The 15,103-nt window shown below is 62.6% G+C and carries 13 protein-coding genes and 1 tRNA gene; 10 read left to right on the top strand and 4 right to left on the bottom strand.

Going from position 1 to position 15,103, the window contains the following annotated elements; translation table 11 throughout:
• Nucleotides 1-384 precede the first annotated feature (384 nt).
• The gene (locus SO140_RS05095; RefSeq protein WP_449384044.1) at nucleotides 385-594 is read left to right on the top strand and encodes a hypothetical protein; all 210 of its coding nucleotides are present in this window, start codon (nucleotides 385-387) and stop codon (nucleotides 592-594) included.
• 894 nt (nucleotides 595-1,488) lie between these two features.
• Complete coding sequence (locus tag SO140_RS05090) at nucleotides 1,489-2,271, top strand: acyl-CoA dehydrogenase family protein (protein WP_449384043.1); 783 nt, start codon at nucleotides 1,489-1,491, stop codon at nucleotides 2,269-2,271.
• Between the two features lie 243 nt (nucleotides 2,272-2,514).
• Here SO140_RS05090 and SO140_RS05085 read toward each other — a convergent pair.
• Nucleotides 2,515-2,588, bottom strand: a tRNA-Gln gene (locus SO140_RS05085).
• A 312-nt stretch (nucleotides 2,589-2,900) separates the two neighbouring features.
• Between SO140_RS05085 and SO140_RS05080 the strand changes: the two genes are divergently transcribed.
• From SO140_RS05080 to SO140_RS05055, 6 genes are all read left to right on the top strand, one after another.
• A complete protein-coding gene (locus tag SO140_RS05080; protein WP_449384042.1) occupies nucleotides 2,901-3,266 on the top strand; it encodes a DUF1428 domain-containing protein in 366 nt (121 codons plus the stop codon).
• A 267-nt stretch (nucleotides 3,267-3,533) separates the two neighbouring features.
• Entirely contained in the window at nucleotides 3,534-4,787 is a 1,254-nt protein-coding gene (locus SO140_RS05075; RefSeq protein WP_449384041.1) for an ABC transporter substrate-binding protein, read from the top strand.
• Nucleotides 4,788-4,848: 61 nt separating this feature from the next.
• Nucleotides 4,849-5,712, top strand: a complete 864-nt coding sequence (locus SO140_RS05070) for a branched-chain amino acid ABC transporter permease (RefSeq protein ID WP_449384040.1) — start codon at nucleotides 4,849-4,851, stop codon at nucleotides 5,710-5,712.
• On the top strand, nucleotides 5,712-6,683 hold the full coding sequence (locus tag SO140_RS05065) for a branched-chain amino acid ABC transporter permease (RefSeq protein WP_449384039.1): 972 nt from the start codon (nucleotides 5,712-5,714) through the stop codon (nucleotides 6,681-6,683). The genes SO140_RS05070 and SO140_RS05065 overlap by 1 nt, the downstream gene beginning before the upstream one ends.
• Nucleotides 6,673-7,437 carry an ABC transporter ATP-binding protein gene (locus SO140_RS05060; protein WP_449384038.1) on the top strand — a complete coding sequence of 255 codons (765 nt, stop codon included), beginning with the start codon at nucleotides 6,673-6,675 and terminating at the stop codon, nucleotides 7,435-7,437. Before SO140_RS05065 ends, SO140_RS05060 begins: the two co-directional genes overlap by 11 nt.
• Nucleotides 7,434-8,153 carry an ABC transporter ATP-binding protein gene (locus SO140_RS05055; RefSeq protein ID WP_449384037.1) on the top strand — a complete coding sequence of 240 codons (720 nt, stop codon included), beginning with the start codon at nucleotides 7,434-7,436 and terminating at the stop codon, nucleotides 8,151-8,153. The genes SO140_RS05060 and SO140_RS05055 overlap by 4 nt, the downstream gene beginning before the upstream one ends.
• A gap of 12 nt (nucleotides 8,154-8,165) precedes the next feature.
• On the opposite strand, the gene SO140_RS05050 is transcribed toward SO140_RS05055, so the two are convergent.
• From SO140_RS05050 to SO140_RS05040, 3 genes are read right to left on the bottom strand one after another with little or no spacing between them, the layout of a single operon-like run.
• Nucleotides 8,166-8,744 carry an invasion associated locus B family protein gene (locus SO140_RS05050; RefSeq protein ID WP_449384036.1) on the bottom strand — a complete coding sequence of 193 codons (579 nt, stop codon included), beginning with the start codon at nucleotides 8,742-8,744 and terminating at the stop codon, nucleotides 8,166-8,168.
• A gap of 60 nt (nucleotides 8,745-8,804) precedes the next feature.
• Entirely contained in the window at nucleotides 8,805-11,948 is a 3,144-nt protein-coding gene (locus SO140_RS05045) for a multidrug efflux RND transporter permease subunit (RefSeq protein WP_474797060.1), read from the bottom strand.
• Nucleotides 11,945-13,117 (bottom strand): efflux RND transporter periplasmic adaptor subunit, encoded by a 1,173-nt coding sequence (locus SO140_RS05040; protein ID WP_449383541.1) that lies wholly within the window; start codon nucleotides 13,115-13,117, stop codon nucleotides 11,945-11,947. Before SO140_RS05040 ends, SO140_RS05045 begins: the two co-directional genes overlap by 4 nt.
• A gap of 403 nt (nucleotides 13,118-13,520) precedes the next feature.
• Here SO140_RS05040 and SO140_RS05035 point away from each other — a divergent pair, with 403 nt between their 5' ends.
• Both SO140_RS05035 and SO140_RS05030 read left to right on the top strand, forming a co-directional pair.
• Nucleotides 13,521-13,760 carry a hypothetical protein gene (locus SO140_RS05035; protein ID WP_449383540.1) on the top strand — a complete coding sequence of 80 codons (240 nt, stop codon included), beginning with the start codon at nucleotides 13,521-13,523 and terminating at the stop codon, nucleotides 13,758-13,760.
• Nucleotides 13,761-14,001: 241 nt separating this feature from the next.
• Nucleotides 14,002-15,103, top strand: a 1,102-nt coding sequence (locus SO140_RS05030; RefSeq protein ID WP_498542380.1) for a TonB-dependent receptor, incomplete at its 3' end; no start/stop codon positions are given.

Genomic DNA, 15,103 nt, shown 5'->3' with positions numbered 1-15,103 from the left:
TGGTTCCGTGATCACTTCAGGTGGCTGACAGCTACCTAGGTTCGATTGAGCCGTTCGTCCCGATGGTCTTAGGGTGCATGCGTTGGAAGAACGCGGGCTCACCGCGTGCAGCAACGAAAGAAGGAAGATCGGCGAATAGCTACGATAAAGCCAAGAGGAGACGACGATGCCCAACTGCACCGAAAATCCTGGACATCGCAAAGCAACGCGATGCGCACTCTGTGACGGCAGGTTTGGTCTCGTCCGGTACTACTCGTGGCGGACCCCTCTTTGTTCCAAGACGTGCGTCGATCGCTTCAGAACTCGCCGGGAAAGTGATCGCAATTGGCTGACCTGGTTCCAAATCGCCTTGAACGAACTGCCGGAGAATCGCGCGAGGGCAATATGACTTTCCAGATCTCACAGCGAGGTAAGCAGTACTTGCAGACAGCACGGACGCTGCTTCGCGCTGCCCAAACCATGACCGACGAGGTGGTTGTGGCTCAGCTCAAGACCCTTGCCGACGACTACGAGCGGCGAGCCGAGAAGGCATCGCTTGCTGACGCGACCAAAGCGTTGGCCCGCGCTGCGACGTTGTCCGAACCCGAGTGGTAGGGTCAGTCGTGGCCAGCGCGGTTACGAGCCTCCTATTCCTTTGTTACTACATGCGGGGCTGCAAAAGCGGCCCGCCATACGTGATGCCGCCGACGTGACTAGTCGTGAAGGAGTTCTAGGTTGCGGCGACGCAGCACGATCCTCACTTGGCTAGTGCGAGGTAGATCTATCGGAGAAAAACCATGCGTTCTGTTCTGGCCCTGGGCCTTTTGATTATGCTGAGTGCCCCTGTCACCGCCGCTACGGCGCGTCATGCACACCGGCAGCATGCCGTTGTTCATTCCACCCGCGGCTTGATCATGGGTCCCGTTTCGGGTTGGGCCTATTCACCTCCGCCGCGCGCCCTCTATCAGCCGGACCCTTACAATGACCAACCAGAACTGGGTCATAATCCCTTTGCGGGCTGGGGTGGTTAAGATCCGTCAAGTGCGGATTTAGCTCGAAACCGCTTTGCGGCGATCGATTTCCGCCGGCCGGCCCGCGTAGACGGCACCGGGATCGGTTAGCGAGAGATGGAGCCAACCATGAAGTGCCTGAGACTACTGAGCGTGACCGCGGTGATGACCGCGATTTTGTCCCTCGCTACAGCAAGCACGAGTCTTGCTGCATCGCGTCACCACCAACATTGGGGCCGCGGATATCACAACTATTATGGTGGTGGCGGAGCCGGCTCTTGGAATAGCAATCCAAGGAATGCAGAGAGCGCCTGATAGATTGGACGCGACGAACGACCCCAGCGTCTGCCTTCCAGCGAAGCGGCGAGTCGTTGCCAATGGCAGCGGCGCTCTCCCGAACTTAAATCAAAGTCAAATAGTGAGCTGAAAGCGCATTTTGGGCGACCGGTAGACTATTCGGTTCTGATCTCGCTGGGCGACTTCTTCGTCCAGCGGCGAAATGCACGGCTCAATCTATCTGTGCGGCGACGAAGCGCAGAAGCAGCGCTGGCTTCCGCCCATGATGCGCTTCGAGAAGATCGGCTCGTTCGGCCTGACCGAGCCTTTGGTCGGCTCTGCCACGTCGGGGGGCATGCTGACGACCTGCCGGCGCGAGGGCGACGTCTGGATACTCAACGGCCAGAAGAAGTGGATAGGCAATTCCACCTTCGCCGACATCAACGTGATCTGGGCCCGCGAGGAGGGGTCGAACCAGGTCAAGGGCTTTGTCGTCGGAAAGGACAATCCGGGCTTTTCCGTCGAGAAGATCAGGACCAAGATGGCGCTCCGCGTCGTGCAGAACGGGCTGATCACCCTGAAGGATTGCCGCGTGCCTGAGGCGGACCGTCTGCAGAATGCCAACTCGTTCAAGGACACCGCCAAGGTGCTGAGGATGACGCGGACCGGAGTGGCATGGTTCGCCGTGGGCTGCCAGACGGGCGCCTACGAGCACGCGCTGCGCTACGCGACCGAACGGATGCAGTTCGGAAGGCCGATCGGCGGATTCCAGCTGGTCCGGGATCTCCTGGTGCGCATGCTCGGCAACGTCACGTCGACCCAGACGATGATGCTGCGTCTCGCCCAGCTCCAGGACGAAGGCGCGATGCGCGACGAGCACGCGTCGCTGGCGAAGGCATTCTGCACCGTCAAGTGCCGCGAGACCGTTGGCTATGCACGCGAGCTGCTTGGCGGCAACGGCATCTTGCTCGAGAATCACATCGGCCGTTTCGTGGCCGACGCCTAGGCGATCTACTCCTATGAAGGCACCAGGAAGATGAACACGTTGATCGTCGGCAAGTCGATCACCGGGTTGAGTGCCTTCGTCTGACGCGACGCAACGGAATTCCATCAGGGCGAGGGAAGATCAACACGACGGATCAACAAACTCACCGGCCAAGTTGGATTGTCGTGGACAGCCGGCCCATCGGGTGCCAGCTTTCAGCGGTGCCGATCTAAGCTATTGAAATTGGGGCGCTATTTCCGAGTGTGGCTGGGGAACCTGGATTCGAACCAAGACAAACAGAGTCAGAGTCTGTTGTGCTACCGTTACACCATTCCCCAACGGAATTGCCTAACGAATTCAACTATTTATTGAATTGTCGGGCGATGGCCGGCGACGCGCGCGGCGCAAATCACGGCTCAGGCGTGGTGGGTTTCTACCCGCTCGCCTCCAGGCTTGCAAGCGCTGCTGTGGAGCGGATTTTCGTGCCGCTCCAAGGGCGCAAAACCAGGCGATCAAAACCGCGGCCGGCGCGGGCAGGCGAGGTGGCGGCGCGCGCGACGGTTTGCCCCATCTTCAAAGCCCGAGACCGGGGTCGGGACGGCGCCTCCTCAATCGTCCTCGGGGCACGCAACCCCCAGAGGAGACCCGTGATGCCCTATGTCGATGGTTTCGTGCTCGCCGTGCCGAAGGACAAGATCGACGCCTACAAGGCGCTGGCGCGAACGGCGTGCGAGGTCTGGATGGAGCACGGCGCGCTCGGCTATGTCGAATGCATCGGTGACGACGTTCCCTATGGCAAAGTGACCTCGTTTCCGCGCGCGGTGATGGCGAAGGAGGACGAGATCGTCGTGCTGTCCTGGATCGTCTACCGCGACCGCGAAAGTCGCGATGCCATCAACAAGAAGGTGATGGAAGACCCGCGACTGAAGAACGCCGGCATGCCCTTCGACGGCAAGCGCCTGATCTTCGGCGGCTTCGAAACATTCATCGAGGTGCATCGCGCAAGGGCGAACTGACCGCCGGTAAACCTCGGGCGAAACGCGCCGCGAGCGCGAAAGCGTGTTCGCGATTGCGACGGACATTGCAAGGGTGACCCACACTCCGGTGCGCCGATGTCGTCCGCACCTGCCTATCCCGCATTGTGCAATCGCGTTCACCTTGCTGGTTCCGGACTGGCATGCCATCCTCCGCGCGCCAGGAAAAATCAAATGGAAGCAGGCTGCTCGCCGAAGCTTTCAAGCCTTAAAAATCTGGCCGGGGAAACCCTTTGGGAGGTCTGGTTCATGACATTGAAGTTCGCTACCCGGCTGCTCTGTGCGGCCGCGATGTGCGTTGTGCTTGCGGCTGGGGCGCAGGCTGAGGACAAGGTCGTCAAGATCGGAGTCATCTTGCCGATGTCCGGCGGCACGGCGTCGATCGGTGCGCATGCCAAGGCCGCGCTCGAAGTCGCGACCGACATCATCAACAACGCCCATCCCGAGCTCGACAAGCTGCCGCTTGCCACGAACGCCGGGCTCGCAGGCCTTGGCGGCGCGAAGGTCGAGGTTGTCATCGCCGACAACCAGGGCAGCCCGGCCACCGGGCAAAACCAGGCACTGCGTCTGATCACGGAAGAGAAGGTGGTCGCGATCCTCGGCGCCTACCAGTCCGGCATCACGCTGACCTCGAGCGCGATCGCGGAGAAATATGGCATTCCTTATCTGACGCCGGAATCGGTCGCCGCCAATCTCACCGAGCGCGGCTTCAAATGGTTTTTCCGCACCACGCCGATCGCGCCGGATTTCGTTCGCATCTACGATGATTTTTTGAGCGACATGAAGGCGGCCGGAGCCAAGACCGATACTATCGCGCTGGTCCATGACAACACCGAATACGGCACCTCCGTCGCCAACACGATCGCCACCGGGTTCAAGGCGAAGGGGCGCACCGGCGTCATCGACGTCGCCTACGCCGTCAACGCCACCGACCTGCAGGCGCAGGTGCTTCAGCTCAAGGAGAAGAAGCCCGATGTCGTGCTGATGATCTCCTACACGTCGGATGCGATCCTGTTTGCGAAAACCATGCAGTCGCTCGACTACAAGCCGCCGATGCTGCTGGCGGATGATGCCGGCTATTCCGATCCGTCCTTCATCAAGGCGGTCGGAAAGCTCTCGCAGGGCGTGTTCAACCGCTCGTCCTGGGCAGTTGGCCCCGCCGGCTCGCCTAGCGCCGTCATCGCCGACATGTACAAGAAGAAGAGCGGCGAGGAGATGGAGGATACGGTCGGGCGCGAGATGCAGGGCTTCTTCGTGCTGGTCGACGCCATCGACCGCGCGGGCTCGACGGATCCCGCGAAAATCCAGGCGGCGTTGAAGGCGACGGACCTCAAGCCCGAGCAACTCATCATGGGCTATAATGGCGTGAAGTTCGACGAGAAGGGGCAGAACGTGCAGGCGTCGGCCTACATCATCCAGCTTCAGGACGGCGAGAATTACGTTTCGGTATGGCCGAAGGGCAATGCCGAGAAGGTGCCGGTAATGCCCTACAAGGGCTGGTGACGATTTCGGAGGCGGGACCGGCGGTCCTGCCTTTTTGTTGATTTGAAGAGCAGCGCGGCTCATGTCCTTTGTCCTCGTGCAGGTGATCGTCGGCGGGCTCCTGCTCGGTGCCGTCTACGCCCTGTTTTCCTCCGGCCTCACGCTGGTGTGGGGCATGATGAACATCGTCAATTTCGCGCATGGCGATTTCGTCATGCTCGGCATGTACGTCGCCTATGTCGTCTACACCTTGATGGGCGCCGGGCCGCTTATGGGCGCGCCGTTGGCGGTGCTGGTGCTGGCGACGCTCGGCGTCGTGGTCTATTTCGGCCTGATCCGCGACATCATGAAGGGGCCGATGCTGGCGCAGATCCTCGGCACCTTCGGTCTCGCATTGCTGCTGCGCTATTCCGTGTTCTGGTGGTTCGGTGCCGACTTCAAGTCGTTGCCGCAGAATATCGTCGGCGGCACCTATGCGGTTGCGGGGCTGCGCCTCGAGGCCTCGCGGCTGCTCGCCGGCGTCGTCGCGTTGCTGGTGACGCTCGGCCTGCACCTGTTGCTGACGCGCACCTCGCTCGGCTCGAAAATGCTGGCGGTGGCGGAAGATGCAACCGCGGCCCAGCTCATGGGCATCCGGCCCGACACGATGCAGGCAATCGCCTGGGCGATTGCCGCGGGTGCAACGGGACTTGCCGGCGCGCTGATCGCGAACTTCTTCTACATCGTGCCGACGGTGGGCGAAACGCTCGGTATCGTCGCCTTCGTCACGGTCTCGCTCGGCGGCTTCGGCAGTGTGCCCGGTGCGCTGGTCGCGGGCCTCCTGATCGGCGTCATCGAGTCGCTGTCGGGATTCCTGATCGGCGCGGTCTACAACGACATCGTCGTCTACATCCTGTTCCTGTTCTTCCTGTGGTTCCGGCCGCAAGGCCTGATGGGGAAGATATGATGCAGCGCTGGCTCTGGCTGTCGGTGCTATCAGCGGTCGCGATTGCCTATCCCCTGCTGCTGTCCTCGCCGTTCCAGCAGCGCCTCGGCGCGTTGGTGCTGCTCTATGCGATCGCGGCCTCGGCCTGGAACATCGTGGGCGGCTATGCCGGCCAGGTCTCGGTCGGCCATGTCGTGTTCTTCGGCTGCGGCGCCTATGCGGCGATGGGAGCCTACGCCAAGTTCGGTCTGTCGCCACTATTCGGTATTCCCGGTGGCATCGTGATTGCGGTGGCGCTGGCGGCCGTCATCGGCGTGCCGACACTGCGCCTGTCAGGCCACTATTTCAGCATGGCGACGATTGCGGTTGCCGAGACGATGCGGCTGATCGTCACCAACACCGATTATCTCGGTGCGGCGGTGGGATTGAGTGGACCGACGGTCGCCCGCAACATCTTCGATCTCTCGTTCATCTCGTCGTTGCCCTACTACTATCTCTTCCTCCTCGTCCTTGTGATCACGCTCGTCATCACCTGGTGGATGGCCAACAGCCGGATGGGATTTTATTTGCGTGCAATCAAGGATTCCGAGCGTGCCGCGCGCTCGCTCGGAGCGCCCGCGAGCCGCACGAAACTCTACGCATTCATGCTGAGCGCGGCACTGACGAGTGTCGCCGGGGCGCTTTATGCGATGATGTTCGGTTTCGTCGACCCCGAGTCCGGCCTTGGGATCCTGATCTCCGTGAAGATCCTGATCATGGCCGCGCTCGGCGGAGCGGGGCTTCTGTTCGGCCCGCTGGTCGGCGCAGCAATCCTCGTGCCGCTGGAGGAAATCTCCAACAGCGTGCTTGGCGGCAAGGGCGCAGGCCTCACCTTCGTGGTTTACGGCGCGATCATCGTGCTGATCGCGCGCTTCCAGCCCGGCGGGATTTTGAGCCTCTTCAAGCGACGGTCCAAGCCGGGAAGCGAAGCGGGAGCGCCTCATGCTGCTTGAAGCGCGCGGTATCACAAAGGCCTTCGGCAGCTTCAAGGCCGTCGACGATGCTTCCGTGTCGCTGGAGCAGGGCGATATCCTCGGCCTGATCGGGCCGAACGGCGCCGGCAAGTCGACCTTTTTCAACTGTCTCACCGGCGATCTCAAGACGACCTTGGGCCGCGTGCGGTTCGAAGGCCGTGACATCACCGATCTCGCGGCGGAGCGGCGCGCACAGCTCGGGCTCGCGCGCACCTTCCAGGTGCCGCAGACGTTCGAGGGCATGACAGTGCTTGAGAATGTCATGATCGGCGCCTTCCTGCGTGCCACGCATCGCGCTGAAGCCGAAGCCAAGGCACGCGCGGTGCTGGAGCGGGTCGGGATGATCAGGCTGGCGGATGCGCCGGCGCGCTCGCTCGGCACGCCCGGCCGCAAGCGGCTGGAGATCGCCCGCGCGCTTGCGACCGAGCCGAAGGTGCTGCTGCTCGACGAAGCCATGGCCGGCCTCAATGCGCACGAGGTCAAGCTCGCGATCGATCTCGTGCGCGACATCCATCGTGCCGGCATCACGCTCGTCATCGTCGAGCACATCATGGAAGTGATCATGTCGCTGGCGAGCCGGGTGATGGTGTTCCACCAGGGCAAGGAGATTGCTCGCGGCAACCCGCGTGAGGTAACGGCCAACCCGGCGGTGATCGCGGCCTATCTCGGCACGCGTGCCGCCAAAGCGGCTGCCGGCCACACACCGATCGAACTGATGGGCGGCCCCACATGAGCGGGCTTCTGCTGCGGATCGAGCACCTCGAAGTGCGCTATGGCGACCTGATCGGCGTGTCCGACGTGTCGCTGGAGGTGCCCGAGGGCAGCATCGTCGCGCTGCTCGGCTCAAATGGCGGCGGCAAGACCACGACGCTGAACGCGATCGCAGGCCTGATCCCAGTACATGCCGGAACGATCAGCTTTCGCGGCGAGGCGATCGCCGGCCAAAGCGCCTTTGCGATCGTGCGCAAGGGGCTCGCACTCTCGCCGGAGGGCTGGCGGCTGTTCGTGCAGCAGAGCGTCGAGAACAACCTCCTGCTTGGCGCGACGCCATTGCACGACAAGTCGCGCAAGGCGGCGCTGCTCGAGCGCGTCTACGAGATCTTTCCGCGGCTCAAGGAGCGCCGCAACCAGTGCGCCGGCACCATGTCCGGCGGCGAGCGGCAGATGCTCGCGGTCGGCCGTGCGCTGATGAGTGACCCAAAACTGTTGATGCTGGACGAGCCGTCGCTCGGGCTGGCGCCGGCGGTCGTGGAGTCCATGTACGAAACCTTCGGCCGCCTGCATCGCGAGGGCCTGACCATCCTGCTTGCCGAGCAGTCGATCGAGCTCGCCCTCGAAGTCTCAGATTTCGCAACCGTGTTGCAGGTGGGCAGAAGCGTATTGGCCGGCACCGCGACGGCGCTGGCGAACGATCCGCAGGTGCAGAAGGCCTATCTGGGGGCAGGGTAAGGGGCGGATCCGTTACTTGATCCTGTCGTAGGCGGCCGCAAAGTCATTCAGCGGCATCGGAATGTTGATGGTCTCCTTGGACATGTTCTGGAAGGAGACCTTCAACTGCTTTCCGGATTTCAGCGCTGCGAGCAGCTCCGCGGAAATCGGCGTTGAGACGTAGCAGCCGCGATTCTCGCAGGTCTGGATCGGCAGGTCGACCGTCTTGCCCTCGTCGACCTGGAGCTTGGCGCCGACGGGGATATTGAGGCCGAGCGGGAGCTGGATCAGCGCGGTGGGCACGCGGGTGTCGGCGGGCACGCGGATGTTGATCAGCACGATGAGCTGCCCCGTCTTGGTCAGCACCGCGTTTTGCTCGATCGCGCATTCCAACGGCGCTTCGCGGCTCGCGCTGGTGCAGCGCGCGGCCCAGCCGGCCTGCGGTGCCGGCGCGACGTCGGCCTGCGGCTGCGCCGCAGGAGCCGCGGGCTGCGCGGCCTGGGGCGGAGCAGCCTTGGGCTCGGCCTTGGACTTGGTGCCCTGGGCGTATGCGGATCCGCTCCACAGCAAGGCAACCGACAGGAGGGCGGCAAGATTGGAGCGCACGGGCATGAAATATCGCTTTGGCTTGAAAGGAGGAAAACGTGCCGGAATTGGAAGCGCGGCGTTGGCTTACTCGGCTGCTTCCTTGACCGTGCCGTGTTCGGTCGTCTCGTGCTCGCTCTCCTTGGAGCGGCCCCAGCCGGAGAACCAGTTGGAGAACTCGTCGAGATAGAGATAGACCACGGGCGTCGTGAACAGGGTCAGGGCCTGGCTGACGATCAAGCCGCCGACCATGGCATAGCCGAGAGGCTGGCGGATTTCGGCACCGGTGCCGTGCCCGAGCATCAGGGGCACGCCGCCGAGAAGGGCCGCCATCGTCGTCATCATGATCGGGCGGAAGCGGAGCAGCGCGGCCTGGCGGATCGATTCCGCCGGAGTCTTGTGCTCGTCGCGCTCGGCCGCGATCGCGAAGTCGACCATCATGATGCCGTTCTTCTTCACGATGCCGATCAAGAGGATGATGCCGATCAGCGCGATCAGGCTGAAGTCGAACCCGGCCGCCATCAGGATCAGCAGCGCGCCGACGCCTGCCGAAGGCAGGGTCGAGAGAATCGTGATCGGATGGATGTAGCTCTCGTAGAGAATGCCGAGGATCAGATAGACCACCACGAGAGCTGCCAGGATCAGCAGCGGCACAGTGCCAAGCGACTGCTGGAAGGCCTGCGCGGTGCCCTGGAAGCTCGAATTCAGCGTTGCCGGCGCGCCGAGATCGGCCATGGCCTTCTGCACGGCTTCCGTGGCCTGTCCCAGCGCCACGCCCTGCGCGAGGTTGAAGCTGATCGTGATCGCCGGGAATTGGCCCTGATGGCTGATCGAGAGCGGTCGCACCGGATCGGTCGTCCAGGTCGCAAAGGTCGACAGCGGCACCTGGTCGCCGGTTAGCGGCGATTTCAGGTACAGCTTGTTCAGGCTGTCGAGATTACCCTGCATCTCCGGCAGGATCTCCAGGATCACGTGATAGCTGTTGAGCTGCGTGAAGTACTGCGTGACCTGGCGCTGGCCGAATGCGTCATAGAGCGTGTCGTCGATCAGCTGCGGCTGGATGCCGTAGCGCGAGGCGGTGTCGCGATTGATCTTGAGCTGAACCGTGGTGCCCTGGGTCTGCTGGTCGGTCGCGACGTCACGCAGCTCCGGCAGCGTCTGCATCTTGGCGAGGATCTTGGGCGCCCAGCCATTGAGCTCGCCGAGATCGGCGTCCTGCAAGGTGAATTCGAACTGGGTGCGCGTCGGGCGGCCGCCGAGTCGGACGTCCTGCGCGGCCTGCATATAGAGGCGAGCGCCCTCGACCTTCTCGAGTTTCGGACGCAGCCGCGCGATGATCTGCTGCGCGGATGCCTCGCGATCGTTGCGCGCCTTCAGCGTGATGAACATGTTGCCGTTGTTGCCGGCGCGTCCGCTGCCGCCGATGTTCATCGCGATGGAAGCAACGTCAGGATCGGCCATCACGATCTTGCCGAGCTCCTGCTGCTTCTTCTGCATCTCGGCAAACGAGATGTCCTGAGATGCTTCGGACGTCGCGGTGATCAGGCCGACGTCCTGCTGCGGGAAGAAGCCCTTCGGGATCAGGATGAACAGGTAGACCGACAGGCCGAGGGTGGCGAAGAAGATGGTGAGCGTGGTGCGCCGCCAGCTCAGCGCGTGGTCGAGGACGTATTCATAGCCGCGCAGCATCGCGTCGAAGGCGCGCTCGCTCCACGCATAGAACTTGCCGTGCTTCACCTCGCCATGGGCGCGCAGGAAGCGCGAGGCCATCATCGGGGTCAGCGTCAGCGACACGAACATCGAGACGAAGATCGTCATCGCGAGCACGACGGCGAATTCGCGGAACAGGCGCCCGATGATGCCGCCCATCAGCAGCAGCGGGATCAGCACCGCAACCAGCGAGATGCTGATCGACACGATGGTGAAGCCGATCTCCTTGGCGCCCTTGTAGGCGGCGGCGAGGGGCGAATCGCCGTTTTCGATGTAGCGCGTGATGTTCTCGAGCATCACGATCGCGTCGTCGACGACGAAGCCAACCGCGATCGTGAGCGCCATCAGCGACAGATTGTCGAGCGAATAGCCGAACACCCACATCAGGGCGCACGCGCCGAGCAGCGCCAGCGGAACCGTGACGGTGGGAATGACAGTCGCCCAGAAGCTGCGCAGGAAGACGAAGATGACCATGACCACCAGGACGATGGTCAACAGCAGCGTGAACTGGACGTCCTCGACCGCGGCGCGGATGGTCGTGGTGCGGTCGCTGATCACCTCGATCTTGATCGCCGGCGGGATCGCCGCCACCAGCCGGGGCAGGGTTGCCTTGATCCGGTCGACGGTCTCGATGACGTTGGCGCCAGGCTGCTTGAACACCACCAGGAACACGCCGCGCTTCCCGTTGGCCCAGGCGGCTTGCTTGGCGTCTTCGGGCCCGGTGACCGCCTGGCCGATATCGCGGATTCGCAATGGGCCGCCGTTGCGGTAGGCGATGATGACGTCGTTCCAGTCCTTGGACTGGAGTAGCTGGTCATTGGCGTAGATGGTGTAGGCGCGTCTCTCGCCGTCGATATTGCCCTTGGGACTATCGACCGTCGTGATCGCGATTGCGCTGCGGACGTCCTCGAGCGACAGGCCTTTGGCGACCAGTTTCGCCGGGTCGATCTGCACACGGACCGACGGCTTCTGCTGGCCGCCGATGAAGACCTGCGCGACGCCGGAGATCTGGCTGATCTGCTGGGCGAGCTGGGCGTCAATCGCATCGCTGACGGTCGTCAGCGGCAACGTCTCGGATGTCGCGGACAATAGCAGGATCGGCGAATCCGCCGGATTGACCTTGCGATAGGTCGGCGGCGAGGGCAGGTTTTTCGGTAACTGGCCGCTCGCCGCGTTGATGGCGCCCTGCACGTCGTTGGCGGCGCCGTCGATGCTGCGATTGAGGTCGAACTGGATGGTGATCGAGGCCGTGCCCAGATAGCTCGTCGACGTCATCTGGGCGATGCCGGGGATCTGGGCGAATTGGCGTTCGAGCGGCTGGGCGACCGAGGAGGCCATCGTCTCCGGGCTGCCGCCTGGCAGGTTGGCGGTGATCTGGATGGTCGGGAAGTCGACCTGCGGCAGCGGCGCGACCGGCAGCAGCGGGTAAGCGACGAGGCCGACAAAAAGAATGCCGGCCATCAGCAGCGAGGTGCCGATGGGATAACGGATAAAAGGTGCCGAAATCCCGCCGTCGTTCATTCCTGTCGAACCTTGTTCTGGCCCGGATTCGAACTCGCGACCGCCGTAGAGACGAGGCTTCCGGGCTGCACCTTGAACTGACCGCCGGTGATCACTTGTTGTCCCGGGCTAAGTCCTTCATCGATCACCGAGCGTCCATCGATGGAATAGCTGACCTTGAGCTTGCGCAGTTCAGCCTTGTTCTCCTGATTGACCGTATAGGCGTAGAGACCGTTGGTTGAATGCTGGACCGCGTCGTCGGGGACCACCGTGGCGTCTTTCAGCGTCCGCACCAGAAGACGCGTCGAGACCGATTGGCCTGGCCACAACGCGTGGTCCTTGTTGTCGAACACCGCTTTCAGCCGAATAGTCCCGCTGGTCGTGTCGACCTGATTGTTGATGACGGCGAGCTTGCCTTCCGCGAGCGCCTTCTTGCCATCGGTGGTCAGCGCGATCACCTTGAGCGCGCCGGCCTTCTGACCCTCATTAATGTAGGGCAACTGGTCCTCGGGCGCAGTGAAGATCACCGTGATCGGCTCGATCTGGGCAATGGAGACGATCGCCGTCTGGCTGGAGGCATTGACGATATTGCCGATATCGACCTGGCGCAGACCCGCAACGCCGGTGATCGGCGACTTGACCTGGGTGTAGTCGAGCTGGGTCTGGGCATTGGAAATCGCGGCCTCGTCGGCCGCGATCTGCGCGGTGAGCTGGGCGACGGTGGAACGTTGGGTGTCAGTCTGCTGCCGGGTCGCGAATTCGCCGAGCTTGGTATAGCGCTGGAGGTCGAGATTGGCGTTGGCGAGATTCGCCTCGTCCTGCGCCTTCTTGGCCTTGGCCTGATCGAGCGCGGCCTGGAAGGGGCGGGGATCAATCTCGACCAGAAGGTCGCCCTGGTTGACGATCTGGCCCTCGGTGAAGGCGATCTTGTCGATCTGGCCATCCACGCGAGTCCGGACTTGTACGGTGTTGAAACCCTGAACCGTGCCGAGACCGGTCAGATAGACCGGAAAATCGGCCTGCTGGACTGGTGCGATGGTAACGGGAACTGCGACCGGTCGCGGCGGGCCTTTTTGCGCGGCCTGGGTCTTGGCGGCGTCGGGACCATAAAAGCGTTGCCAGCCGAAGTAGCCTGCCACGGCCACGGCTGCGATGAGGGAAAACCACAGAATCGGCCGCGACTTTTTCATATCGGCTTCGTATTGGCTCGCTTGCCCAAAAGGTTGAATAATGGGTCTTCGAAAGGGTTCCGGCGCGGAGCCTGTATAATACACGCCAAGTTCCAGTGTAAACAACACTGTCGCTTGAGAATCCTAAACAATCGGAAAGCTTTGCATCCGATCCGGGCGGCGTGCGCGTATCGTGAACAGCCGCTCCGTTGAGCAGCTTGTCGGGCAGTAGCATCGATCAACGTGCAAAGGTTTCGCCAGTCGCGCACCGCGTGCGCGATCCGCTGCGCCGATGCTGAAGGGGAGACCTTTCGGATGTGGCTGCGCCGCCCTCGCCAGAACGGTTCTAAATAGATCGCGCCGTGTTTCCGTTGTCAGCCCATGCGACGTCGTCCATATCACCGCCGCACAACGGGAGCGCATGATGGACGAGCTGAACGGCAAGCTGATCGCGTGTCAGATTCTGATCGCGGGCCTGATCGCGCGCGTCGCCAACGAACAGGGCGATCCCTTACGCTTCCTGACCGACTTTCGCGACGAGATCAAAGCCGTCGTGAAGGGCGTCAACATCGCCGGCATGGACGATACTGATCGCGTTCGTTCCGTCGCACAGCAAACGGTCGACGAATTGTTCTCGCTGATGAAGCCGCCGAGCAGTGATTGATGGGCTGCTACATGTAAGTGCCCAAGCGCAAGATGCGTATCGGCCTGCTGCATCACTTTGTCGCGCTAGTTTAGAGCAATATCAGACTCGAATTTTAGAATTGATTTGATCTGGAGGTATTCAAGCGGTTTCGTGCGCGCTTCGCATTGACCCAATTTTTTCCGATCGATAGCACCGCCCCATCGCTTGACGCACATGTTGCGCGTCAACGATCAGAAAATTGAAATTGGGGTGCATTGGAATGGGGCTGGTGGTAGCGCCGCGATCGCTGCGTTCGATCGCTGCGATCGATTCGGTTGGACACAAGTGTGATGGAAATTCCGGCAGGGCGGTTTCGACTGTTGCTGGCTTGATTGCAGCGGCATCGTTTTCGGGGGCGGCCGAAGCGCAGCAGTCGAATCTTCCCCCCGTCAGTGTCGATGCGCCCGTCGAGCGCCCGCGGCCTGCCGCATCGAAACCGTCGCCGGAGCAGGTTCGTGCGCGCAATGCGCTTCGCCGCGCGGCGCAGCGCCAGCAGGCGCAACAGGCCGCAGCCGCGCCGTCCCAGAGCGCAGGCGCGCCGGACCGCAATCCGTATGCCGATCCAGCAGCTCCCTACAAGGTCGATCACGTGCAGGCCTCGGGCAAGTTTCCCGAGCCGATGTTGAACACGCCGAAGACCATCACCGTGCTCAGCAAGGAAGTGCTGGAGGACAAGAACGCCACGACGCTGAAGGAGATCGGTCGCTCGACCGCCGGTGTGACGCTGGGCTCCGGCGAGGGTGGCAACGCGTTCGGCGACCGCTTCTTCATCCGCGGCTTCGATGCGCGCAACGACGTCTTCATCGACGGCATCCGCGATCCCGCCGTCAGCATCCGCGAGAACTTCTTCACCGAGCAGATCGAGATCCTGCGCGGGCCGGCTTCGTCCTACGCCGGACGCGGGACCGCGGGCGGCGCCATCAACATCGTGACCAAGCAGGCGGGTGACCAGAACTTCAAGCGGATGGATACCGAGTTCGGCACCGACATGACCAAGCGCGTTACGCTCGACGTCAACCAGGTGATCGACCCGACTTTCTCGGTCCGCACCGGTGGACTGTTCCAGGATGCCAACGTTGCCGGCCGCAATTACGTGACCGACGATCGTTGGGGCACCTTCGTCTCGACCAAGTACACCCCGACGAGCGATCTCAAGATCACGACGAATTACGTGCACACCGATCTCAGCGGTTTGCCGGATTTCGGGGTGCCTTACTACAAGCAGGGCAACGTGCCGGTCACCGAGGCCGGGATCCCGCGCCAGAACTGGTACGGCTTCGTCAACCGCGACTTCCAGACTGCGCGGCAGGACTTCGGCACCG

This window comes from Bradyrhizobium sp. UFLA05-108 (genome assembly GCF_059803455.1).
This window is presented reverse-complemented; position numbering and strand designations above follow the sequence as displayed.

What these genes read in the sequence shown, in the direction of transcription:
- SO140_RS05095 (WP_449384044.1), top strand. Translation starts at nt 385, where the DNA reads ATGACTTTCCAGATCTCACAGCGAGGTAAGCAGTACTTGCAGACAGCA.
- SO140_RS05090 (WP_449384043.1), top strand. Translation starts at nt 1,489, where the DNA reads ATGCACGGCTCAATCTATCTGTGCGGCGACGAAGCGCAGAAGCAGCGC.
- SO140_RS05080 (WP_449384042.1), top strand. Translation starts at nt 2,901, where the DNA reads ATGCCCTATGTCGATGGTTTCGTGCTCGCCGTGCCGAAGGACAAGATC.
- SO140_RS05075 (WP_449384041.1), top strand. Translation starts at nt 3,534, where the DNA reads ATGACATTGAAGTTCGCTACCCGGCTGCTCTGTGCGGCCGCGATGTGC.
- SO140_RS05070 (WP_449384040.1), top strand. Translation starts at nt 4,849, where the DNA reads ATGTCCTTTGTCCTCGTGCAGGTGATCGTCGGCGGGCTCCTGCTCGGT.
- SO140_RS05065 (WP_449384039.1), top strand. Translation starts at nt 5,712, where the DNA reads ATGCAGCGCTGGCTCTGGCTGTCGGTGCTATCAGCGGTCGCGATTGCC.
- SO140_RS05060 (WP_449384038.1), top strand. Translation starts at nt 6,673, where the DNA reads ATGCTGCTTGAAGCGCGCGGTATCACAAAGGCCTTCGGCAGCTTCAAG.
- SO140_RS05055 (WP_449384037.1), top strand. Translation starts at nt 7,434, where the DNA reads ATGAGCGGGCTTCTGCTGCGGATCGAGCACCTCGAAGTGCGCTATGGC.
- SO140_RS05050 (WP_449384036.1), bottom strand. Translation starts at nt 8,744, where the DNA reads ATGCCCGTGCGCTCCAATCTTGCCGCCCTCCTGTCGGTTGCCTTGCTG.
- SO140_RS05045 (WP_474797060.1), bottom strand. Translation starts at nt 11,948, where the DNA reads ATGAACGACGGCGGGATTTCGGCACCTTTTATCCGTTATCCCATCGGC.
- SO140_RS05040 (WP_449383541.1), bottom strand. Translation starts at nt 13,117, where the DNA reads ATGAAAAAGTCGCGGCCGATTCTGTGGTTTTCCCTCATCGCAGCCGTG.
- SO140_RS05035 (WP_449383540.1), top strand. Translation starts at nt 13,521, where the DNA reads ATGGACGAGCTGAACGGCAAGCTGATCGCGTGTCAGATTCTGATCGCG.